Source organism: Bradyrhizobium sp. 170 (genome assembly GCF_023101085.1).
Lineage (GTDB): Bacteria > Pseudomonadota > Alphaproteobacteria > Rhizobiales > Xanthobacteraceae > Bradyrhizobium.
The window spans coordinates 7,610,512-7,633,237 of sequence record NZ_CP064703.1; the positions used below are offsets into that span (position 1 = coordinate 7,610,512).

Here is a 22,726-nt window from a genome sequence, read left to right on the forward strand (position 1 = left end):
CCGACCGTTCGCCCGTGCCGTTTCGAAGAAGTCTCGCAGAGAGAAATAATGGGAACAAGGACGACAAGTGTCAAGATCCCGGCGCGAGCGCTTGTTCGCCGCGGCTAACCCTTCTCGCGCCGGTGCGCTGCGGCCGACTTCGCAGCCCCACCGGGCACAAACCCGTGCAGGAACAATTCGACCGCCATATCGGCGAATTCCTGCGGACCGATCCCGCCCTTGGGGTCGTACCAAGTGTAGGTGTAGTTGATGATGCCGAACAGGATCATCGTGTAGATTTTCTTGGTGCGCCTGACGATCCGCCCCTCGGCGTCGAGCCTGACCAGGAGATCGGTGACGATATCGACGAGCTGCCGCTCGAGATCCTTGATGGCTTGCTGCTCTTCCTCGTTCAGGAATGAGAGGTCGTGAATCAGCACGCGCTGCTCATGCGGCGATTTGGCATTGACCTCGACAATCGCGCGAATGACGTTTTGAAACTGTGTCAGCGTCGGACCGCCGACCGCCACCGCCGTTTCGACATGCTCGATCATTTCCCGAATATGGGCGTCAAGGATCGCGAACAGGATCGCTTCCTTGGAGTCGAAATAGTGATAGAGCGCGCCGCGCGATAATTTACAGGCATCGGCGAGGTCGGCGATCGAGGCGCGCATATAGCCCTGGGCCGAAAACAACCGGGCGGCATTGGTCAATATGCCGAGGTGGATGCCGTCATAATTTTCAGAGCGTGTTCGCGCCATTGAATATTGTCCGCTTCCATTCAGCTTGGCTCGTATTCCCAAGGGCATGCTTAGCTGATTCAGCAGCCTTTTTTCAGATACTTGGCCTTCGGTCCCGCCGCGGTTTCAGCCAGGCGGGCCCCAAATCCGACCACCCGTCCCCTTATCGCAAAAAATTGTTTGAACGGCCAGTCGGATTATAATACAATGACCTAAATCAAGGACGGCACGGATCAACCGTGCTGCAAGCTTTGGGAGGTGGAATGACGGTCGTTCGTGCGGATGCTGTCGTGATCGGGGCCGGTGCTGGCGGGCTTTGCGCCGCCGCGCGGCTCGCCCATGCCGGGCTCCATACCCTCGTCGTTGACGACAAGGACCGCATCGGCGGACGCGCTTCGACCGAGCAGATCGACGGCTTTACCGTCAATATCGGCGCCATCGCGATCGAACTCGGCGGTGTGTTCGAGGAGACCTTCAATACTGTCGGCGCGCCGCTCGATATCCGCACCCCCGAGCCCGCCAGCTCCTTCTACATCGACGGCAAGCTGATCGATGTCGGCCGCGGCGGCTGGTCGCTGCTGCTCGGGCAACTGACAAAACAGGCCTCGCGTATCCTGGAGAAATTCGCCGACGCCCGTTCCGGCAACCTTCCCGATGGCCGGCAATCAACCGAGGACTGGCTCAAGACCTACACCAGCAACGCCTCGGTGCACGCGATCTTCCGCAACCTCTGCGCGGCGATCTTTGCCTGCAACGCCGACGAATTGCCGGCCCGGGCCTTCCTGACCTATTTCACCAGCAAGGGCGCTTTCAAACGCTTTGGCTTTTGCCCGCAAGGCACGATCGGCGTCTGGAATGCGCTTGGAGCAGCCATCAAACGCAATGGCGATATCTGGCTGTCGACGCCGGCTATACAAATTCACACGACCGGGAGCCGCGTCGAAGGCGTCACGGTTGTTCGCGACGGTCAAAAGCTACGGATCGCGACCGATCTCGTCATTAGCAATGCCGGCCCGAAGACCACCGTGGCGCTTGGCGGCGAGGCCGCCTTCCCGCCCGCCTATGTCGAGCAAGTGCGCAGCGGCCTGCGCCCCGCCGCCAACATCGTCATCAATATCGCAAGCCGGGAGCCGCTGATCTCCCATCCCGGCATCGTGACCTTCGGCAAGACGCGGCGGCTGTGCAACATGGCCAATCTTACAGCAACGTGCCCCGAACTCGCGCCTCCCGGCTGGCATCTCTATGTCGCCTATGCCGTGCCGATCCCGGCGCTCGGCGATTTCGACTCCAACGCCGAGGTCGAACTGGCGCTGACGGATTTGCGCGAACAGTTCCCGAACTTTGCTCAGGCCAAAATCCTGTCGATCCGCGTCATGCGCGACGACTGGCCGGCCCAGCGTAGCTGCGCCGGATACGATTTGCCCCGGGAAACCGGCATCGACGGCCTGTGGTGCGTTGGCGACGCCGTGAAGCAATACGGCAATGGCGGCACGCAGGCCTGCGCCGAAACCGCAAAGATCGTCACTGATGCGATCCTGGCGCAGCGGCAGCGCATGCCGCAGCCGAGCCGGGTGTGAGCGCGATGCCAACGACGATCCCGACAAAGGCGGATTTGGTGAGCGCTCAGGCAGTGCCTGATCCGTCATGCCTGCTCGAGTTCCGCAACATCCGCATCGTCTATGACAATGCCATCGAAGCCATCCGCGACGTCAGCATTGCGGTTCCCGAAGGCGGCATCGTCGCCCTGCTCGGCTCCAACGGCGCCGGCAAGTCGACATTGCTGAAGGCGATGTCGGGGATTCTTTACACCGAGGAAGGCGTGATCGAGAACGGCTCGATCCGATTTCGCAACAAGGAAGTCCATCGCCTCGTTCCTGATGAGCTGGTACGGCGCGGCATCGTGCAGGTTCCGGAAGGCCGCCGGGTGTTTCCGGCGCTGACCATCGACGAAAATTTGCAGATGGGTGGTTACACCAAGACCGCCACCGAGGCGCGCGACCGCCGTGAAAAAGTGTTCGCGCTGTTCCCGCGCCTGTTCGAACGGCGCGATCAGATCGCGGGCTACATGTCCGGCGGCGAGCAGCAGATGCTCGCGATCGGCCGCGCCCTGATGACGGACCCGGTGCTGCTGGCGCTCGACGAGCCGTCCTTGGGTCTCGCGCCGCTGATCATCGACCGCATCTACGAGGTGATCGCGAAGCTGCGCGACGAGATGAAGATGACGGTGCTGCTGGTCGAGCAGAACGCGCAGCGCGCGCTCGATATCGCCGACTACGCCTACATTCTGGAAACCGGGCGCGTCGTGCTCGACGGCACGGCGCAGAAGCTGGCGTCGAACGAGGACGTGCAGGAATTCTATCTCGGCGTCTCCAATTCGGGGCGCAAGAGCCTGCGCGACGTCAAGCACTACAAGCGGCGCAAACGGTGGCTGTCATGACCGCCCTGCTCAGCGTCCAAAACCTCAGCAAGCGTTTTGGCGGCCTGCAGGCAGTCGCCGATGTCAGCCTCGCCGTGACATCAGGTGAAATCTGCAGCGTGATCGGCCCGAACGGCGCCGGCAAGACCACGCTGTTCAACATGATCTCCGGCGTGTTGCGGCCAAGCGGCGGCCGCATCCTGTTCGACGGCACTGATCTCGCGACCATCTCACCCTCACGGTTCGCGGGAATCGGGATCGGGCGGACGTTTCAGAACCTTGCGCTGTTCAAGCATGGCACGGTGGTCGAGAATATCCTGACCGGCCGGCATACCCATCTGCGCTCCAACGTGCTCGATGCCGTGATCTTCTTCGGCCGCACCCGCCGCGAGGAGATCGAGGCCCGGCAGCGGGTCGAGCACATCATTGAATTCCTCGAGATCGAACACATCCGCGACGCGGTCGTCGGTACGCTGTCCTACGGCCAGCAAAAGCGCGTCGAACTGGCGCGCGCGCTCGCGTGCGAGCCGAAACTGCTGCTGCTCGATGAAATGGTATCGGGCATGAATCAGGAGGAGACCGAGGACATCGCGCGCTTCGTGCTCGATATCCGAGATGAGCTCGGGATCACCGTATTGATGATCGAACACGAGATGCGAATCGTGATGGATATTTCCGACCGCGTTCATGTCCTGAATTTCGGCCGCAAGATCGCCGAAGGCACGCCCGTCGAAGTACGACGCGATCCGGCCGTGACGGAAGCCTATCTCGGCGGCCACCGCGCGGAAGCTGCCGCACAGGTGGGCGCGTGATGTCGGCACTCGAGAGCCTGCGAACCGAGCATCCTCCGATCCAAACGAGTTCGGCGCGAACCTCGTCGGCGCCCGACACCGGTTCGTTGCGGACCGCGCTGAAGACCGCCGCGATCACCATTCCCCAACTGCTCCGCCAGCGCGCCGCGATGCATGGCGACAAGCTCGCACTGCGCGAAAAGGAATACGGCATCTGGAAGCCCTATTCCTGGAGCCATTATTACGAGACCGCGCGTTCGGCAGCCCTCGGCCTGCTCGCGCTCGGCCTCAAGCCGGGCGACCGCGTCGCAATCGCCGGCGAGAACACGCCGGAATGGTTCTACGCCGATCTCGGCGTCCAGATGATCGGTGCGGTCGCGGTCGGCATTTATCCGACCAATCCCTGGGTCGAGCTGCAATATATCGTTCGCCACTCCGGCGCGCGGGTCGTCATTACGGGCGATCAGGAACAGACCGACAAGGTGCTGGACGCGCTGGCCAATAATGACGGCCTGCCGGCGATCGAGGCCGTCGTTTGCGTCGACATGAAAGGCCTTCGGCAGTACCGGCAATCGCAGCTCATGTCGTTCGACAAGCTGTGCCAGCGCGGCAAGGCCTATGCACTCGAAAATCCCGACGCCAACGCGACGCTCGATCGGCTGATTTCGCAGGCCTCGCCCGATGACGTCTCCATCCTGGTCTATACGTCAGGCACGACCGGGCCACCCAAGGGCGCGATGCTGACGCACCGCAACCTGGTCTACGCCGCCTTCATCTATGCTGAAGCCGTCGGGATCGCCGACAAGCCGTTCGAGGCTGTGAGCTACCTGCCGCTGTGTCACGTGGCCGAGCGCTGCTATGGGGAGGTGACGCATCTGGTGCTCGGCGGCGCGGTCAGCTTTGCGGAATCGATCGACACCGTTGCGCTTAACATCCGCGAGATCGCGCCGACATTCTTTGTGGGCGTTCCCCGCATTTACGAAAAGCTCCAGCAGGGTTTCCTGTTCAGGCTCGGCGAAAGCGGTCAACTACGCCAGCGCTTTGTCAAATTCTGCATGGCCTGGGGCCGCAAGCTATCGGACCGTCGCCAAGACGGGACAACCACATGGCTCGACCGCCTCAGCTATGCGCTGCTGTACGTCCTGCTGTTCCGCAACATCCAGCGTCATCTCGGCTTCGCCCGCAGCCGCCACCGTCTCTGTGCCGGCGCATCGATCTCGCCGGAGACGCTGCGCTTCTTCGACATCGTCGGCCGCCCGGTCTCGCAGGGCTATGGACTGACCGAAAGCGGCGGCGTCGCCTTTATCCAGACCGAAAGCCATCACCGGCTCGGCGGCTGCGGCCTGCCGCTGCTCCACACCGAATGGAAGCTGGACAGCGACGGCGAGATCCTGCTGCGCAATCCCGGGGTCTTCAAAGGCTATTTCCTCGACGAAAAGGCTTCCACCGCAACGCTCGATTCCGGCGGCTGGCTGCGCACCGGCGACATCGTTGAGGTCCTGGACAATGGCGAAATCACCGTGGTCGACCGCAAGAAGGCGATCATCATCACCGCCGGCGGCAAGAACATCGCCCCTTCCGAGATCGAGAACGCGCTGAAGGACTCGGAGTTCATCAAGGAAGCGATCGTGGTCGGCGAGGCCAAGAAGTATCTCGGCGCGATCATCCAGGTCGATTTCGACAATGTCGGGCGCTGGGCGCGCGACAAGGCATTAGCCTACACCAATTACAAGTCGCTGTCGCAGCTGACGGAAGTGCACGATCTGGTCGAGCGCATCGTCAACGAGACCAACAAGCGCTTCGCCCGCGTCGAAAACGTCCGCCGCTTCGCCATCCTCGAAAAGGAACTCGATCACGACGATGGCGAGCTGACCGCCACGCAAAAGGTACGCCGCGCCATGATCGAGAAGAAGTTCGCGCGCGAACTCGCCATCATCTACCAGGCGGAGGGCTGATGCAGTATTTCATGCAGCTGCTGATATCCGGCCTTGCGATCGGCGCCATCTATGGCCTGATCGCGATGGGCTTTGCTGTCATCTACAAATCCACCGGCCTGGTCAATTTCGCGCAGGGCGAAATGACCATGATCACGGCCTATATCGCCTGGACCATTTCGACCACGGTCAGCGGCAATGTGTTCGTCGTGGCGCTCGGCGCGATCCTGGCCGCCGTCGTGCTCGGCCTCGTCATCGAACGCGCAGTGATGCGGCCGATGCTGGGCGAGCCCGTCTTTGCCACCGTGATGGTGACCATTGGCCTGGCTGTGATCCTGCGCTCGTCGATCAATTTCATCTGGGACGCCTATCCGCATGGCCTGGATGTCGGTTTCGGCCGCAGCATCGTGCGGATCGGCTCGATTGGCGTGCGGACCGGACAGATTGCCGTCATTGTCACGCTTCTCACGCTGCTCGCCGCGATCTGGGCGTTCTTTCGTTACAGCAAGATCGGCGTCGCGATGCGCGCGGTTGCCGCCGACGACCGTACCGCGCTTCTGATGGGGATCAGCGCCACCCGGGTCCATGCGCTGGCTTGGGCCGCTTCATCTGTGATTGCCGGAATCGGTGGCGTGTTCTTTGCGCTGTCTTATGACCTGTCGCCGGCGATGTTCCAGCTCGGGCTGAAGGCGTTTCCGGCGACCATCCTCGGCGGCCTCGACGCCGTGCTCGGATCCGGCCTCGGCGGCCTCCTGATCGGCATCACCGAAAATCTCGCCGGCGGCTATGTCGGCTCCGGCATGAAGGAAGTCGCGGGCTTTGCGATGATCATCGTGGTGCTGATGATCCGCCCGTTCGGCATCTTCGGCGAACGCGACATCGAGAGGGTCTAGGGCGATGCGCACCGGCGATTTCAAACAGACCTACGGCGAGCTCGTAACTCTCGTCGACTCGCCCCCGGTATGGCTATGGTCGACGGTGCTGGTCGCAGGCCTGGTCGTCGCGCCGTTTGTGCTGAACTCCTATGCGCTGTCGTTCCTGATGATCATCCTGATTACGGTTGTCGGCACGCTGGGGCTGAACATCCTGACCGGCTACACCGGCCTGATCTCGCTCGGCCATGTCGGCTTCCTCGTCACCGGCGCCTACGCCTATGCGGTGCTGGTTTCCAGGTATCACATGCATCCGCTGGTCGGTTTCCTTGGCGCGGGCGTGGTGCCGGCACTCGCCAGCCTCATCGTCGGCGCGCCGTCGCTGCGGCTGAAGGGGCTTTATCTCGCGATTACCACGCTGGCCTTCTCCTTCATCATCAACACCGTTATCCTGGAAGCGCGGTGGCTGACCAACGGCGCCCGCGGCATTTCGGTGCAGCGGCCGGAGATTTTCGGCCTTAGCTTCGATAGCGACGCCGCCTTCACCTATCTCTGCCTCGGCTTTGCGATTCTCACGCTGTTCGCCACGCTCAACATCCGCCGCAGCCGCGTCGGCCGCGCCTTTGTCGCGATCCGCGACAACGACACCGCCGCCCGGGTCATGGGCATCAATCTGCACGCCTACAAGCTGTTCGCCTTCGTCACCTCCGCCTTCATCACCGGCCTGTCAGGCGCGCTGTATGGAATTTACCTCTCCTTCGTCAGCGTCGAAGGCTTTCCGTTCCTGCTCTCGATCGAGGCGCTGGCGATCCTGATTGTCGGCGGCCTCGGCTCCGCGCTCGGCGCCGTCCTCGGCACCATCCTGATCGTGCTGCTGCCGGAAGCGACGCGGTTCGTGTTCAGCCTGTTCAGCGCGCAGATGGACGCCATGTTCACGACCGGGGCGCAGGAGCTCAAGAGCATGCTCTACGGTCTCGTCATCATCCTGTTCCTGCGCTTCCAGCCGCGCGGCCTGGTCGGCGCCTGGCACGACATCAGGCGAATGTGGGTGAACTGGCCGCTTCGTTACTAATCAAAAAAGCACCGAACAGGAGGAGGAAACGATGATCAAATATCTGGCGACCGCGTCGCTGTTACTCGCAGGCGCGTATCTGTCGACCGGCCCGGCGCTCGCCGCCGATCCCGGCATCACCGACACCGAAATCGTGATCGGCGACGTCGAGCCCCTGACCGGTCCACCGGCGCTGCTCGGCGTCGCCGCATCGATCGGCCACAAGATCGCGATTGCGGAAGCCAACGCCGCCGGCGGCATCAACGGCCGCAAGATCAAATATGTGCTGGAAGACGACGGATATGTCACTGCCCGCACCATCCAAGGCGTCAAGAAGGTGACCGACGTCGACAAAGCCTTCGCGTTGCTCGGCATCTCTGGCTCGGGACAGTCCATCGCCGTGATGCCGCTATTGGAAAAGGCCGGCATTCCCACCGTGATCGACGTGGCGCCGGTCAAGTTCCTCTGGGAGCCGACGCGCAAGAACGTGTTCGTAGTCGGGCAGTCCTATGAGGAAGGCATCATCCACCTCGTCAACTATCTCGCCGACAAGAACCCTGGCAAGAAATGGGGCCTGATCACGCAGGACGATGATTACGGCATCACCGTGCGCGACGGTTTCGATACCGTGGTCAAGGCCAAGAAGCTCAATGTGGTCTACAGCGGCAACTACAAGAAGGGCCAGCAGGACTTCTCTTCCGACATGCTGCAACTGAAGGATTCCGGCGCCGAAGTGTTTCTGGCCGGCGGCATCATCGGCGAGAACATCGCGATGATGAAGGAGCTGGAGAAGCTCAACATCAAGCCGGTGGTCGGCATCTTCTGGCCCGGACGGGTCGAGCCGGTGCTGAAACTGATGGGACCGGCCGGCGATGGCATCTACGCGGTTGACTATGTAGAACCGTTCGCGGGGCCGGCCGGCAAGGCCTTCCTTGAGAAGGCAAAGGGACTGCTTCCGGAAGCCGAGATGAAAGGCATCAACCGCTACTCGATGACCGGCTATGCTGCCGCCAAGGTGCTGATTTCAGCGATCGAGCGCTGCGGCAAGCAGCCGACGTGGGCCTGCACCATCGCGGAACTGGAAAAGACCAAGAACGTCGAGACGGGCATCATGGCGCCGATCAGCTTCGGACCAGGCATCCGCTTCTCGAACCAGAAGCTGCAGATCATGCAGTCCGAGTTCTCGACGCTGAGCTTCAAGCCGGTGAATTGAGCAACCAAACGAGATGCTGGCCGGCACACGACGCGCCGGTCAGCCGCCTCACATCCGCTTGGCGACTTCCTCCAGCATGACCTCGGTGGCGCCGCCGCCGATGGTCAGCACCCTGGCATCGCGCACCATGCGCTCGATCGGCGTGCCGCGCATAAAACCGGTGCCGCCGTGCAGTTGCAGGCAACCATGCACGACCTCGTGCAGCACTTCCGGCGACAGCGCCTTCACCATCGACACCTCGCGCGGGCATGGTTTGCCGGCTTCGACAAGCTCCGCCGCATGATAGGCCAGCGCCCGGGCGGCCGCGGTCCTGGTCGCGAGCGAGGCGAGCTTGAGCCGCACCGCCTGCTGGTTCCATAGCGGGCCGCCGAACGCCTGCCGGCTCTTCACATAATTGGTGGTGAGTTCGATGGCCTTGGCGGACTCGCCGGCGCAGATGCCGCCGATGCAGATGCGCTCGTTCTCGAAGGTTTCCATGATGCCGTAAAAGCCGCGGTTCTCCTCGCCCAGCAGATTTTCCGCGGGGATGCGAACATCCTGGAAAGCGATTTCGGCGGTGTCGGAGCAAAGCCAGCCGTGCTTGTCGAGTTTTGTTACCGAGATGCCCGGCGTCGTCCGCTCGACGATAAACAGCGAGATGCCGCGGCTGCCCTTGGCCGCTGGATCGGTGCGTGCGGCGACGATCAGGATATCGCCATAGACTGCATTGGTGATGAACATTTTCGATCCGTTGATCACCCAGGAATCGCCGTCGCGACGCGCACGCGTCTTCAGCCCGGCGACGTCGGAGCCCGCGTCGGGCTCGGTCACCGCGATTGAGCAGATCGTCTCGCCGCGAATGATCGCGGGTAGATATTTCTGCTTCTGCTCGTGCGTGCCGCGCAGACTGATGTGGACCGCCGACATGTCGGTATGAACAAGTACCGACGAGGTGAAACCACCGAAAGTCGACCTTCCGAGTTCTTCCGCCCACACCATCGACGCCAGCGGGCCCATATCGGTACCGCCATATTCGGCCGCGTGACGCATGCCGAGAAAGCCGAGCGCACCCATGCGGCGATAGATCTCGCGCGGGATCTTGCCATCGCGCTCCCACTGCTCGCCATATGGCACGACTTCCTTCTCGACAAAGCGGCGGACCTGCTCGCGCAGCATCCGCAACTCCTCTGAAAGCTGCGGCTGCTCCGAGAAATGGAATTCGCTGTCGGAGTGACTGCGCGGATCGGCGGGCCTGACGTTCATGATGGTCCCCTCTCGGCCTTGATGTGAAGGTGCCGGTTGAGAAATCCGGCGATCGATGCGATGGCCCGATGCGCCTCGGGAAGCTCCGCGCCGAACATCTGGAAGACGTGGATCATACCATCCCACACCTCAAGAGTAACATCGATGCCGGCGGCGCGCGCCATGTCGGTAAACATGACGGAATCGTCCAGCACGGTTTCGCGATCGCCGACCTGGATCAATAGCGGCGGCAAGCCTCCGAGGTCGGCATACAGCGGTGATGCCAGCGGATCGTAGGGATCGCCCTGCGCGCCCAAATAATTCCTCGCCAGCGCCAGGATCATCGGGCGCTGATGGATCGGGTCCGCTTCGGCCCGGCTGACGTAACTCGCGCCGGTCGCCGCGAGATCGGTCCATGGCGACATCAGCACTGCGGATACGGGCAGCGGAAGCCTGCGTTCCCGCAAGGCCAGCATGGCTGCAAGCACGAGATTGCCACCGGCGGAATCCCCGGCAAAGGCGACGTTGGCCGACTTCAGGCCGCAATCGAGCATCCAGCCATAGGCCGCGATGGCATCGTCCAGCGCGGCCGGAAAGCGATGTTCCGGTGCGAGGCGGTAGTTGATGGCGAGCACGCGACAGCTGGTGGCAAGTGCGATCTGCGCAATCAGGTCGCGGTGCGAGGACACCGAGCCGATGCGAAAGCCGCCGCCATGGAAATAGAGAATGGCCTTGTCCTCTCGCGCATCGCTCGGCGATATCCATTCGCCATCGACGCCACCAGCAGAGACGCGTTCGCACGTGACCGGCGCAGTGCAACCTCCGAAAGCGGTATCCCAATCGCTGCGCATCTGGGCCACGGACGTATCGCGGTTCCAGCTGCGGTAGACTGCGCGGATGCGTTCGATCGCGAGTTCGATCGGAGCTGCTGCGATATTCCCGCCTGCGCGCCCCATATCAGCCACCCGTTCCCATGCCACCCGACACGCCAATCGTCTCGCCGGTGATATAGGCCGCCTGATCGGATGCCAGAAACAACACGGCGGCGGCGATCTCCTCGGGCTCGCCGAGCCGCCGCAACAGGGTGGCATCGGTCATGGCGCGCAGAATCTTGTCGCCACCTTGGGCAACGGCCGCTTCCAGCATCGGCGTGCGGATCGGCCCCGGCGCGATTGAATTGGCGGTAATCCCGAAGCGTGCATTTTCGCGCGCAATGCTTTTGGTAAAGGCGATCACGCCGCCCTTGGCGGCAGAGTAAACTGCGCCACCCTTGGAACCCAACCGGCCGGCTTCCGAGGTGATGTTGATGATGCGCCCGAAGCCGGCCGCCTGCATCGCCGGGAGCGCGGCGTGGGTGCATGCAAAAGCCGAAACCAGATTGAGCGCGAGCAGCCTGGCCCAATCTTCCATCGTCGTATCGGTGAAGAACGCATGCTGGTCGACGCCGGCATTGTTGACGACGATATCGAACGGTCCGTGCTGCGACATGATCGCTTGCACCGAGCTGGTGTCGCCGACATCAAGGCGAGTTGCGGTCGCACCAACCTGCCCGGCAAGATCGGATGCTCCGGCGATATCGAGATCGGCGATCACGACGCGAGCGCCAGCCTCGGCAAAGCTTCGCACGATCGCCGCACCAATGCCCTGCGCGCCGCCCGAGACGAAGGCGCGGCGGCCATCGAGCCGCCCGAAAGGCCGGGTGCCGGGAGCCGGCACTGGCTAGCGTCCCGTAAAGACTGGTTTGCGCCGCTCGATGACGGCCGCCAGCCCTTCGCGTGCGTCGGCCATCCCCGACAGTTCGGACACGGTGCGCGCTTCTTCCGAAAGGCATTGCTCGATGCTGGTGCCGGTCCCGGCCCAGACCAGCCGTTTGGTCGCCGCCAGCGCTTTCGGCGCACCGGCCGCCAGTTCGCGCGCCATCGCGAGCGACGCCTCGGCCAGTTCTGCATCCGGAACGACCTTGGTGACGATGCCTATGGAGAGCGCCTCGGGCGCCGATATCACCGGATTTGTGAGAAGGATCGACATTGCGCGGCGCAGGCCGACCAATCGCGACAGCGTGACGGACACCCCGGCGTCGGGCGCCATGGCGACACGCGTCGCGCCCGCGAGGAATTTTGCCGACTCGCCGGCGATGACGATATCGGAAGCGCAGACGAGGCCAAAGCCGCCGCCACCCGCGGCAAAGCCTTGAACGGAAGTGACGACGGGCGCCTCCAGCCGCAAAAGCCCCGTCACCGCATTCTGCAGATAGGCCGTTGCCTGCCTGATATAGTCAGGCAGCTTCTCGCCTTTCGACGCGAACGCGCGGACGTCACCGCCCGCGCAGAAATTCGTTCCCTCCCCGCTCAGGAGCAACACGCGCAAGTCCGGCTGGCCGTGGCAGACCATGATGGCGTCGCACAGCGCGCGCAAAAGTTCGGCGCTCATGCCGTTGGCGGCATCGGGGCGGTTGAGCCGCAGCCGCGCGATGCCGTCGGCGATGTCGAGCAGAACGGGACCTTTATCGATCATGGCTGATTTCCGCCTTTGGCCGGCTAGATGAGGAACGAGAGCGTGAACAGCGCCTTCTCGTTATTGACCAGGATCACCTTCTTGTAGGCCATTCGCAGCTCGCCATCGACATAGCGCAGCCGATATTCGTTGCGGGCGGCCCAGATGGTGTCGTCGCGAAGGCTGGACTCAAACACCATGCTGTTGCTGGCGACCGAGATATCGCCGCCCGGCTGTTCGTCCACGAGCTCGATATTGGAGACGAGCCGCCGCAGCCGCGATTGCGGCGTCTGGGTGTGGCGCTTGCCGGTCAGCAATTGCTTGATGCGGAGCGAAATGCGCGAACGGTTGTCGTAAATGATCGACATTTCCTTTTCGGGATCGATATCGTCGCCATTGGCCGGCACCCAATAGACGCCGTCATCGGTCCAGAGCGCTTCCCAGGCTTCATAATGGTGCTCGTCCTGCAGCCGCGCCTCCTTGTAGATGAAGGCTGTTACGGCGCTCATGAGCGTGGCGCTGCTTTCGCGCGACAGCATCAGCGGGCCTCCATCAGGCTGCGATAATGCCGCCAGATGCCGCGCGACGGGATTTCGTCGGTGACATGACCGACCTTGAAGCCGAATTCGTCCTGGCGTTCGCGCTTCTCGCCACGGCCAAGGAAAATCCATTCGGGATTGCGCGCCAGCACGCCGCGATGGCAGCGCTCGTACATTTCCGAATCGTCCGCAAGCAGCAATCCGGCCGGACCGACCGAGCCCATGGTCTGCTGGCGCAAACGCCGGTTCATGTCGGGCGCGCCCTTGAACTGCAACGCGGTGACGTGCTGCACGCTGTCGTCGACCGCGAGCGGCTGGATCACGAACATCTGGATTTCGGCGATGAACAGGTTCGGGAAGATCATCACATGCGGCGTGCCATCGATCATGATCTCGCGCGCCTGCTGGTCGCCATAGGCCGCCTTCATCCGCGCCGTATAATCCGGCAACCGCTCCTCCGTGGTGCCAAACCAGCTCATCGGCGCATCGCGCTTGCGGAATTCGGGCCGCAGGTCGATCTCGGTATGGCCGTTGCCATAGTCGCGCGTCACCGCGGTCGACGCGCCGCCATAGAGCTTGCCGATCGCGCTGTCGGCGACACCGAAGATCGAGGAATGCACGAAGGCCGGATGATAACCGTCGCATTCGTTTTCCAGAATGAATTTCCAGTTGGCCTTGACGCGATGCTTGAGGAAGCCGGCTGTCACCTCGACCTCGCCTTCCGGCGAGAAGCGAACCAGACGGTCGATGGTCTCGGCCGCGCCGCCGAGATGCTCTTCCAGCGTCGGGCCTTCGGCCGCAAACGAACCGAACACAAAACCGCGATAGGATTGCACCCGCGTCACCCGGCCGAGCGAAAGTTTTGACTTGTCCTGGCCTTCGTAGCCGTCGGGGAACGCATAACCGACCAGACGGCCATCATTGGCAAAGGTCCAGGAATGGAACGGGCATGTGAAGGAACGCGCATTGCCCTTGTCATAGGAACAGACCTGGTTGCCCCGGTGCGAGCAGCGATTGAGCAGCAAATTGACCTTGCCCAGCTCGTCGCGGGTCATGATGACCGATTGCGGGCCGATCGACTTGACGACGTAGTCATTCGCGTTCGGCACTTCGCTCTCGTGCCCGACATAGACCCAGGTGCGGTACCAGATGTTCTGCAATTCGGCTTCGAAGATCGCGGGATCGCTGTAAAGCGAGCCGTGCACCCGGTCCGGCCGGATCAATTCGCCCCACTGCGACGCGCGCGGCACGACGTTCATCGCTGCATCTCCCACTGGCTGGCCAGGGCTCTCTTGCGGAGACCTGCGGCTCGGTCTAAAATAATCCGACTGACCGTTCTAAGAATAGCACCGGCGTTTGGGGGCTTCAAGGGGGATTTTCCCTCGCCCGGACCGCCCGGGCTGAACTCCGTTGATAACAACGGGTTTGAAAAGGGAGTTTTGGGATGGAGAGCCGCCCACCTGCCGATCTCGCCCGCGCGCTCTACGCCGCGCTTGCCGCCGGCGACCGCGAGCAGCTCGACGCGCTGCTGCATCCGGAATTCACCGGCCGCACCGCCGAGGGCTTGCCGTACGGCATCGGCGGCGATCATGACGGACCCGCAGCAATGCGGCGCAACGGCTGGGGCGCGATCGCTCGGCATTTCGAGGCGCGGGCCGAGCCGGAACGGTTTCTCGATCTCGCCGATGGCCGTCTGCTGGTGACCGGCCGTTATCACGGCCACGGCAAGCAAGGCGGCGCCGTTCTCGATGCAGCCTTTGCGCATCTGATCGCGGTAGATCAGGGACGCATCAAGTCGCTCGAACAATTTACCGACACCGCACGCTGGCATGACGCCGCGGGTCCGCTGCGGACCGTGCTGCTCGACTTCGAAGGTAGCGTTGCGACCTTGCGCCTGAACCGTCCGGACAAAGGCAATGCAATCGACGAAAGCATGGCTGCCGATCTCGCCGAAGCTGCAACCCAGATCGCGGAAAGGTCAGATGTCCGCGCCGTCCTGATCGCCGGCAACGGGCCGAACTTCACGGTCGGCGGCGACCTCAGCCTGTTCGCGGGAACTGCGCGCGAGCAATTGCCGAACCGGTTGCGCCGCATGATCGACAGCTATCATCTGGCGATCGAACGGCTGACCAGCATCGACGCGCCGGTCGTCGCAGCGGTGCGCGGCGGTGCCGGTGGCGGTGGATTGGGCCTGATTTACGCCGCCGACATTGTCGTGGCGGCCGATGATGCGCGGTTTGCGCTGGGTTATGGCGCGCTCGGCCTGACAGCCGACGGCGGAAACACCTGGTTCCTGCCGCGAATGGTTGGGATACGACGCGCACAAGAGCTGTTCCTGCTCAATCGCCGTCTTACCGCGCAGGAAGCGCTGGACTTCGGGTTGGTGTCGCGTCTGGCATCGAGCGATAGCGTGGAGAGCGAGGCGAACGCCCTCGCCGCCACACTGGCCGCGGGTCCGACGCGCGCCTTTGGCGCCGTCCGCCGCATGCTGAGGCAGTCATTTGAAACCGGCCTGTCGGATCAGCTCGAAGCTGAAAAAGAATCGATTATCGCGACTAGCCGCAACCGTGACGCGAATGAAGGAATCGCAGCCTTCGTCGCCAAGCGCCGCCCGCAGTTTCGCGGCGATTGAACCGACCGAATGGAAAGCAACTCATTTCGCAGCGATCGCTCGGATTCAACCTTCCGGCAGATTCCATAACCGCCCATTACGCGAATACCTGAGTGAGCTGTCTCGCGCGCTACCTGGATCGCGCACAAGCCGAGCTTTCCCGGGCGAATTCATCCGTTCGCGCTACTTTCCTCAATGAGAGCGCTAAAAACGGCCTTCGACCCTGACAATCTTATGAATCCAGGAAAGCTGATCCTCTAGGATCGGTACCGCTGGCCACCCTCGGACTGCGTCAGATACGGCCTTCGAGGTCGCGGACCATCTTCCGGGCCTCGTCACGCTCCGGCCGGTTACCCAGGATCGCTACGGCTGCGCCGAGCGATGGCATGGTCGCTGCGTTCACAATTCAACCGGCATCCAGACCCCTCCGGCTGCGCTCGAGCGCAGGACGGCGTCCACCATCGCAACACCGGCAAAGCCATCCTCAATCGTTGGAAAGGTCAGCCCCGGATCGGCAAGGGAAGCGGTACGACTGGCCACAATAGCTGCGGCCACTTCGGTATAGATCGTCGCGAATGCTTCCAGGTATCCCTCAGGATGGCCGGGTGGAGTACGATTGACGCGCTGACCGGCGGCGTTCATGGACGTTGTGCCGCGGCGGATCGACCGTGGTGCTTCACCGAGCGGCGACCAGACGAGAAGGTTCGGCTCTTCCTGTCGCCAGTCCAGACCGCCCTTCTCACCGAAGATCCGTAACCGCAACCCGTTATCGTTTCCGGGTGCAACCTGGCTCGCCCACAACGTCCCCCGCGCCCCGTTCCCGTAACGCAGCAGAATTTGCACGTTGTCATCGACACGGCGGCCCGGCACGAAGATCGTCGTCTCGGCCAGAATCTGCTCAGGCATCATCCCGGTCACGAAGTGCGCCAGCTGGTATGCATGGGTACCGATGTCGCCGACGCAGCCGCCGGCACCAGCGCGCGCCGGATCGGTACGCCAGTCGGCCTGTTTTTGGCCGGTGACCTCTAGCGGATCGGCCAACCAATCCTGCGGGTATTCGACCTGCACGATCCGGATCGCGCCGAGTTCGCCGCCCTGAACCATAGCGCGTGCATGGCGGACAAGCGGATAACCGGAATAATTATAGGTGACGGCAAATATCAATCCGCTCGTGCGTGCCCTGTCGCGCAAGCGGCGCGCCTCCTCAAGGGTTGTCGTCAACGGTTTGTCGCAGATGATGTGAACACCCGCATCCAGGAAGGCGTCGGCGACAGGTGCGTGCATATGGTTCGGAGTGACGATCGCAACCGCTTCGATACCGTCGGTTCGCGCGGCCTCGGCCTGCGCCATGGTCCGAAAGTCAGGATAGGATCGATCGGACTCAAGGCCGATAGCCTCCGCCGATCGGATCGCTTTGTCGGGCGAGGCCGAAAGCGCCCCAGCCACGAGTTCGTAACGATCGTCCAGGCGCGCGGCGATACGGTGGACGGCGCCGATGAAGGCGCCTTCCCCACCGCCTACCATTCCAAGTCGAATGCGTGGCTCAGCCATGTCGCGCGCTCCTGTCGATTTATTCCGGCGCTCAAACGAGGCCCAATGTCCGTCGGATCTGTGTCTCGTCGCTGGTGCCGCCGGCGAAGTCGTCGAAGGCTCGCTCGGTGACGCGGATGATGTGGTCGCGGATAAAGGCGGCACCTTCGCGCGCGCCGTCCTCCGCGTTCTTCAAACAGCATTCCCACTCCAGCACCGCCCAGCGGTCGAATCCGATGGCAGCCAGCCGCGAGAAGATCGCCTTGAAGTCAACCTGCCCGTCGCCGAGCGAGCGAAAGCGCCCGGCGCGATTGATCCAGGGCTGGAAACCCGAGTAGACGCCCTGCCGCCCGGTCGGATTGAACTCCGCATCCTTCACGTGGAAGGCGCGGATGCGCTCGGCGTAAATGTCGATGAAGGCCAGATAGTCCAATTGCTGCAGGATGAAATGGGACGGATCGTAGTTGATTGCGCAACGCGGGTGCCTGCCAGTGCGCTCGTAGAACATCTCGAAGGTAACGCCGTCGCATACGTCCTCGCCTGGATGGACCTCGTAGCAGAGGTCGACACCCGCTTCCTCATAGGCATCGAGGATGGGACGCCAACGACGCGCGAGTTCGTCGAACGCAGTCTCGATCAGGCCCGGCGGCCGCTGCGGCCAGGGATAAAGGAACGGCCAGGCCAGCGCGCCGGTGAAGCTCACGCTGCCGGTGAGGCCCAGGCGGCGAGACGCCTGCGCGGCCTTCATCATTTGATCTACCGCCCAGATCTGACGTTCGTTCGGTCTGCCCCTGACTGGGTCGCGTGAGTTCCATCCCTGGTCCTATTGATCTGACCTTGGTCAGACCAGTAGGATGACCAGACCATGAGCGTCAAGTCTTTTAATGGCGCAGGGGTACGGACCTGCGCCAGCGACTACAGCCCGCTCGGAACGGGCTCGTCGAACGCTCAGCCTTTGAGCGCGGTGACCACCACCTCGATCAAGGCGCCGCCACCGAGGTCGGCTACACCGACCGTTGCGCGCGCGGGCAGGTTGTCGCCGAAGAATTCGGTCCAGGCCGCGTCCATCTCCTTTTTCCTGGAGAGATCCGTCACGAAGATCGAGGCGCTGACGACGCGAGACTTGTCCGTTCCCGCCTCCTTCAGATAGCCCGCAATCTTGCCGAGGATGTTGCGGGTCTGCTCGCCCATCGTGGCACTGGTGTCGTCGGCGATCGTGCCGCCCACGAATACAAACCCGTTGGCTTCGACAGCGCGATGCATGATCGGCGTGCGGATGTTGCGGATAATGTTCATGATGTCCTCATCTTGGGTTCTAGGGTGTGGAAGGATGAAAGCGGTCGATGCCGAGCTCGCTGATGCGTGTTTGGGTGCCGCCGTTGACGATAAGCTCCGTCATGACGGCGCCGGCGCCGGGGCCGAGCTGGAAGCCATGCAGCGAAAACCCGAATTGGTGGTAGAGCCCGGAGTGTCGAGCGCTCGGGCCGAGCACGGGTAGTTCGTCGCGCGTCCGCGCCTCGATGCCGGCCCAGGCGCGAACAATGGTGGCGTCGCGGATGACTGGAAAGAGTTCGAAGACCGTGCGGGCGCTCATGGCGAGGCTGCGCCAGTCCAGCACGGTCTCGTTTCGGTCCTGATCCGGCGTCGCCAGATGCCCGCCACCGATCAGCACCGTACCGTTGGCGAATTGTTTGAAGGAGAGTTTGCGGCCACGCAGGATCACCACCGGATCGATGAAATGCGGCACGCGGGAGGTGATCATCAGCATCGGCGCCACAGTCTCAACCGGCACCGGCTCGTCCAGCGCCGCGGCGATACGGCCGGCCCATGCCCCGGCAGCGTTTACGAGTACCGGCGCGACATAGGTGTCGGCACCGACATCCACCAGCCACAGCCCATCTTGCTTTCGAATGTTGGTCGCTGCCACGCCCTCACGGACGGTTGCGCCGAGCGCTTCTGCCTTTCGGCGGATCGCGGTGGTGGTTCGGGCCGGATCGGCCGCGCCATCGCGCCGCGACACCACGCCACCAGGGCAGCTCTCGGCCACCGCCGGCACCAGCCGCCGCAGCTCCGGCCCATCGATCAGCTCCTCGTGGGTGAAACCGAACGCGTTCAACTCGGCGACGCGCGCGCGACACGCATCGAATTCGGCGTGGTTCTCGGCGACCAGCACCTGGCCGTGGCTTTCGAAGCCGCAGGCGTCGCCGACCAGCTCTTCGATCCGCTCCCAGATTCCCATCGAGCGGATCGAGAGTGGGATCTCGGCGACATGCCTTGCGAGTTGACGAACGCCACCGGCATTCACCCCTGAGGCGTGGCGGCCGGCATAGTCCTTCTCGATCAGCACCGGCTTCATCCCCGCGAGACACAAATGAAGCGCGGTTGAGCATCCGTGGATGCCGCCACCCACGATGATGGCATCCGCGAGCTTCGTCATCCGCGCACCACCGCCTGGACGTTGGCCTCCGTCTTCGGCATCGCCGCCAGTTCCGCCAGCGTGATCGGCTTCACCGGTGCGCGCAGCCGGTAATAGCCGATCTCCTGAGGAGTCCTGTCTCGGGCCTGCGCCATCAGTTCAGTGACGGTCAGGCCGCAAAGCCGGCCCTGGCAGGGACCCATGCCGGTGCGGCGATAAGCCTTGAGCTGATTGGGACCGGTCGCACCGATCGCGACGGCGTCGAGAATGTCCTTGGCCGATACTTCCTCGCAGCGGCAGACGATAGTGTCGCCGGAGGGGACGCGGAACTGCGGCGCCGGACGGAATAGCGTATCGAGAAAGTTGCGGCCGCGCTCGGCCTGGGCCAGCGATGCTCTGAGGGTTGCCATCGGTGCGAGCTTGGCAGCAGCCGCAGGCGCCAGCGCTTCAACCGCCGCTCGTGCAGCGATACGGCCGCGAACAATGGCGGCTTCCGCGCCACCGATCCCAGCACCATCGCCAGCGATCGCGATGCCTTCGACCGACGTGTCGCCGTAGTGATCGAGAACCGGCGACCAGCAGAGCTGCAGGTCGTCCCAGCGATGATCGATCGCGGCCGCCATCGCGAGATTGACGTTGGGCACCACACCCTGATGCAGCAGCAATAGCTCGGCCGGAATCGTCTCGCGTCGGCTGCCGGCCGTATAGGTCACCGTTGCAAGCTGGCCGTCGCCGGCAGCAGCGAGTTCGCTCACGCCATTCACCACCGGTACTTTCGCCCGCACCTCGCGCATTAGGGCAAGGCCCTTCGCGAAATAGGGCGAGGTCACGAAGGCGAAGGCGTGAGGCAGCGCGGCAAGATAGTTTCGACGTTCGGTCGTATCGAGGATGAGGTCGATGTTGCCGCCAAGGCGCAGGATCTGCGCCGCGAGCAGCCAAAGCAGCGGCCCCTGCCCTGCGATCACGGTGCGCCCGTCCGGCACCAGCGCCGACGACTTCAGCATCGTTTGCGCCGCACCCGCGGTCATCACGCCCGGAAGGGTCCAGCCGGGAATCGGAAACGGGCGCTCAAGCGCACCCGTCGCCAGAATCACGCGGCGCGCCTTGACGAGGGACGACGCGCCGCCGATTGACACGCCGGCCTCGAGATGTCGGTCAAGGCTCCAGACGGTCGCGCGCTGGATGATCTCGGCGCCGCTCGATCGCACTGCCTCGACAAGATTCGCGCCCGCCCAATAGTCGGCGCCGAGGCGATCGCGTTCCGTCACCGGGGTCGAGGCGATGGCGCGCCAGACCTGGCCGCCGGGGCCGGCATTCTCGTCGAGCAGCAGCGTCGACAGGCCAGCCTCGGCTACGGTCGCGGCGGCGGCAAGCCCGGCCGGCCCTGCCCCGATGACGACGACGTCATAGCTATCGCGCTTGGGAGTCGTGTTCATCGGCCAATCTCCCTTTTGCCCTTCTGGATCTCGATCTGCATGCCCTCGGCGACAGGCACAAGGCAGCCTTGGCGATTGCCGACGCCATCAATGGTGACGAGGCAGTCGAAGCACACGCCCATCATGCAATAGGGCAAGCGCAGCGCGCCGCTCACCGCGGTCGCACGGCGCACGTCACGGCCGGAGGCGAGCAGCGCAGCGGAAACAGTATCGCCCTCGCGCGCCTCGACGGCGGTTCCGTCGACGAGGATGTGCACGGAGCTTCTGCTGTCCTGATCGGATCGTTTGAACATGGGGTGCCTCTTCGCCGCCTTCTCGCCCGCTCGGGCCGTGTCGATTTCAGTAGTAGCCGCTGCCTGTCGCGGCATGGTTTGCATCGAAGCGACGGGCCGAGAACGCGCCGACGAGTTCCGGCTCGAGCGCACCCGCCGCGACCATCCGGGCAATGTCGAAGGCATGGTTGGAGGCGAGCGTCACACCGGAATGACAGCAGGTGACGAAAGCGCCCGGCGCGCTCTCCGACTGATCGTAGATCGGGAAGCCATCCTGCGGCATCACGCGGATGCCGGACCAGGTCCGCACGACGTTCAGGCGGGCCAGATGAGGAAACATGCGCTGCGCGCGATCCGCCATCACGGCGCTCACCGAATGGTTCAGCGTGCGGTCGTCAAGCTGATCCTCCTTGCTATCTCCGATCATCACCGTGCCCTCGTCGGTCTGCCGAATGGTGGTCAGCGGATGCGACAGAAACGGCATGGTGCGCTCGGTCACCACGATCTGGCCGCGGGTCGGGCCCATCGGCGCCGACAGGCCGACCATCGGTGCGAGCGTCTGGTTGGCGTTGCCGGCGGAGAGCACGACCTTGCCGGCGCGGATCTCGCCCTGCGATGTCGACAGCCGGAATTCGCCGCCACTCCGGGCGATTGCCGAGACCGACCGCTCTGGAAAATAGTCGACGCCGAACAACTTCAGCCCGGTGTGGAAGGCGCGGAAGGTGCGCAGTGAATTCACGTGCCCGTCCAGCGGACAGAAGCTGCCACCAGAGACCTCGGGACCGATCAGCGGCAGCATCTTTCTGACCTCAGACGCCGACAGCATCTCCATCCTGTAGTCAGCCGCGCCCACCTGGTTGTGCATGCGCGTGACGAGCTGAGCACGCTGCGCGAACTCGTCTTCGCCCAGCGTCAGGTGAAAGCCGCCATTCTGCTGCAGGGCGACGTCGAGCCTGGTCTGATCTTTCAATTCCGCGGCGAGCTTGCCCCAGCCTTCGGACGCCCGCACCGTCCAGCCGGTATAGGCCGGCATGCCTAACCCCTTGCTCTGCACCCAGACGAGCGCGAAGTTTGCCCGCGAGGCGCGCTTGGCGATGTCGCCCTCGTCGAGGACGACGACCTTCTTGCCGAGCCGGCCAAGACCCCAGGCGATAGCGGAGCCAAGCAGGCCGCCGCCCACGACAGCGACGTCGTATTCCTTTGACATGGGTT

General features: G+C 63.4%; 21 protein-coding genes and 1 pseudogene. 8 read left to right on the top strand and 14 right to left on the bottom strand.

Annotation, left to right across the window (positions count from 1 at the left end; translation table 11 throughout):
• Positions 1–104 precede the first annotated feature (104 nt).
• Positions 105–740 carry a TetR/AcrR family transcriptional regulator gene (locus IVB05_RS35490; protein WP_247780643.1) on the bottom strand — a complete coding sequence of 212 codons (636 nt, stop codon included), beginning with the start codon at positions 738–740 and terminating at the stop codon, positions 105–107.
• A gap of 242 nt (positions 741–982) precedes the next feature.
• Here IVB05_RS35490 and IVB05_RS35495 point away from each other — a divergent pair, with 242 nt between their 5' ends.
• From IVB05_RS35495 to IVB05_RS35525, 7 genes are read left to right on the top strand one after another with little or no spacing between them, the layout of a single operon-like run.
• Positions 983–2,296: an FAD-dependent oxidoreductase gene (locus tag IVB05_RS35495; RefSeq protein WP_247780645.1), complete on the top strand. Its 1,314-nt coding sequence runs from the start codon at positions 983–985 to the stop codon at positions 2,294–2,296.
• Positions 2,297–2,334: 38 nt separating this feature from the next.
• Entirely contained in the window at positions 2,335–3,156 is an 822-nt protein-coding gene (locus IVB05_RS35500) for an ABC transporter ATP-binding protein (protein ID WP_247780647.1), read from the top strand.
• The gene (locus tag IVB05_RS35505) at positions 3,153–3,947 is read left to right on the top strand and encodes an ABC transporter ATP-binding protein (protein ID WP_247780649.1); all 795 of its coding nucleotides are present in this window, start codon (positions 3,153–3,155) and stop codon (positions 3,945–3,947) included. Before IVB05_RS35500 ends, IVB05_RS35505 begins: the two co-directional genes overlap by 4 nt.
• Positions 3,947–5,881, top strand: a complete 1,935-nt coding sequence (locus IVB05_RS35510) for an AMP-binding protein (RefSeq protein ID WP_247780650.1) — start codon at positions 3,947–3,949, stop codon at positions 5,879–5,881. Before IVB05_RS35505 ends, IVB05_RS35510 begins: the two co-directional genes overlap by 1 nt.
• Positions 5,881–6,753: a branched-chain amino acid ABC transporter permease gene (locus tag IVB05_RS35515; protein WP_247780652.1), complete on the top strand. Its 873-nt coding sequence runs from the start codon at positions 5,881–5,883 to the stop codon at positions 6,751–6,753. Before IVB05_RS35510 ends, IVB05_RS35515 begins: the two co-directional genes overlap by 1 nt.
• 4 nt (positions 6,754–6,757) lie before the next feature.
• Positions 6,758–7,804 carry a branched-chain amino acid ABC transporter permease gene (locus tag IVB05_RS35520; RefSeq protein ID WP_247780653.1) on the top strand — a complete coding sequence of 349 codons (1,047 nt, stop codon included), beginning with the start codon at positions 6,758–6,760 and terminating at the stop codon, positions 7,802–7,804.
• Between the two features lie 31 nt (positions 7,805–7,835).
• Positions 7,836–8,996, top strand: a complete 1,161-nt coding sequence (locus IVB05_RS35525) for an ABC transporter substrate-binding protein (protein ID WP_247780654.1) — start codon at positions 7,836–7,838, stop codon at positions 8,994–8,996.
• 48 nt (positions 8,997–9,044) lie between these two features.
• On the opposite strand, the gene IVB05_RS35530 is transcribed toward IVB05_RS35525, so the two are convergent.
• From IVB05_RS35530 to IVB05_RS35555, 6 genes are read right to left on the bottom strand one after another with little or no spacing between them, the layout of a single operon-like run.
• Positions 9,045–10,238 carry an acyl-CoA dehydrogenase family protein gene (locus IVB05_RS35530; protein ID WP_247780656.1) on the bottom strand — a complete coding sequence of 398 codons (1,194 nt, stop codon included), beginning with the start codon at positions 10,236–10,238 and terminating at the stop codon, positions 9,045–9,047.
• Positions 10,235–11,173 carry an alpha/beta hydrolase gene (locus tag IVB05_RS35535; protein WP_247780658.1) on the bottom strand — a complete coding sequence of 313 codons (939 nt, stop codon included), beginning with the start codon at positions 11,171–11,173 and terminating at the stop codon, positions 10,235–10,237. Before IVB05_RS35535 ends, IVB05_RS35530 begins: the two co-directional genes overlap by 4 nt.
• 1 nt (position 11,174) lies before the next feature.
• A complete protein-coding gene (locus tag IVB05_RS35540) occupies positions 11,175–11,933 on the bottom strand; it encodes an SDR family NAD(P)-dependent oxidoreductase (RefSeq protein WP_247780660.1) in 759 nt (252 codons plus the stop codon).
• 3 nt (positions 11,934–11,936) lie between these two features.
• Entirely contained in the window at positions 11,937–12,731 is a 795-nt protein-coding gene (locus IVB05_RS35545) for an enoyl-CoA hydratase-related protein (protein WP_247780662.1), read from the bottom strand.
• Positions 12,732–12,754: 23 nt separating this feature from the next.
• On the bottom strand, positions 12,755–13,249 hold the full coding sequence (locus tag IVB05_RS35550; protein WP_247780664.1) for an aromatic-ring-hydroxylating dioxygenase subunit beta: 495 nt from the start codon (positions 13,247–13,249) through the stop codon (positions 12,755–12,757).
• Positions 13,249–14,508: an aromatic ring-hydroxylating dioxygenase subunit alpha gene (locus IVB05_RS35555; protein ID WP_247780666.1), complete on the bottom strand. Its 1,260-nt coding sequence runs from the start codon at positions 14,506–14,508 to the stop codon at positions 13,249–13,251. Before IVB05_RS35555 ends, IVB05_RS35550 begins: the two co-directional genes overlap by 1 nt.
• Positions 14,509–14,693: 185 nt before the next feature.
• Here IVB05_RS35555 and IVB05_RS35560 point away from each other — a divergent pair, with 185 nt between their 5' ends.
• Positions 14,694–15,881: an enoyl-CoA hydratase-related protein gene (locus IVB05_RS35560; RefSeq protein ID WP_247780668.1), complete on the top strand. Its 1,188-nt coding sequence runs from the start codon at positions 14,694–14,696 to the stop codon at positions 15,879–15,881.
• A 378-nt stretch (positions 15,882–16,259) separates the two neighbouring features.
• On the opposite strand, the gene IVB05_RS35565 is transcribed toward IVB05_RS35560, so the two are convergent.
• The 7 genes and pseudogenes from IVB05_RS35565 to IVB05_RS35595 all read right to left on the bottom strand — a co-directional run bounded on the left by IVB05_RS35565 (position 16,260) and on the right by IVB05_RS35595 (position 22,721).
• The gene (locus tag IVB05_RS35565) at positions 16,260–17,411 is read right to left on the bottom strand and encodes a Gfo/Idh/MocA family oxidoreductase (RefSeq protein WP_247780669.1); all 1,152 of its coding nucleotides are present in this window, start codon (positions 17,409–17,411) and stop codon (positions 16,260–16,262) included.
• Between the two features lie 31 nt (positions 17,412–17,442).
• Positions 17,443–18,186: pseudogene (locus IVB05_RS35570) on the bottom strand (sugar phosphate isomerase/epimerase family protein); the annotation flags it as partial.
• A gap of 152 nt (positions 18,187–18,338) precedes the next feature.
• Positions 18,339–18,686, bottom strand: a complete 348-nt coding sequence (locus tag IVB05_RS35575; protein WP_247780671.1) for a RidA family protein — start codon at positions 18,684–18,686, stop codon at positions 18,339–18,341.
• Between the two features lie 19 nt (positions 18,687–18,705).
• Positions 18,706–19,827, bottom strand: a complete 1,122-nt coding sequence (locus IVB05_RS35580) for an FAD-dependent oxidoreductase (RefSeq protein WP_247780673.1) — start codon at positions 19,825–19,827, stop codon at positions 18,706–18,708.
• Complete coding sequence (locus IVB05_RS35585) at positions 19,824–21,242, bottom strand: NAD(P)/FAD-dependent oxidoreductase (protein WP_247780675.1); 1,419 nt, start codon at positions 21,240–21,242, stop codon at positions 19,824–19,826. The genes IVB05_RS35580 and IVB05_RS35585 overlap by 4 nt, the downstream gene beginning before the upstream one ends.
• A complete protein-coding gene (locus IVB05_RS35590) occupies positions 21,239–21,535 on the bottom strand; it encodes a (2Fe-2S)-binding protein (RefSeq protein ID WP_247780677.1) in 297 nt (98 codons plus the stop codon). Before IVB05_RS35590 ends, IVB05_RS35585 begins: the two co-directional genes overlap by 4 nt.
• Positions 21,536–21,581: 46 nt before the next feature.
• Positions 21,582–22,721, bottom strand: a complete 1,140-nt coding sequence (locus IVB05_RS35595) for an FAD-dependent oxidoreductase (RefSeq protein WP_247780679.1) — start codon at positions 22,719–22,721, stop codon at positions 21,582–21,584.
• Between the last annotated feature and the right edge of the window lie 5 nt (positions 22,722–22,726).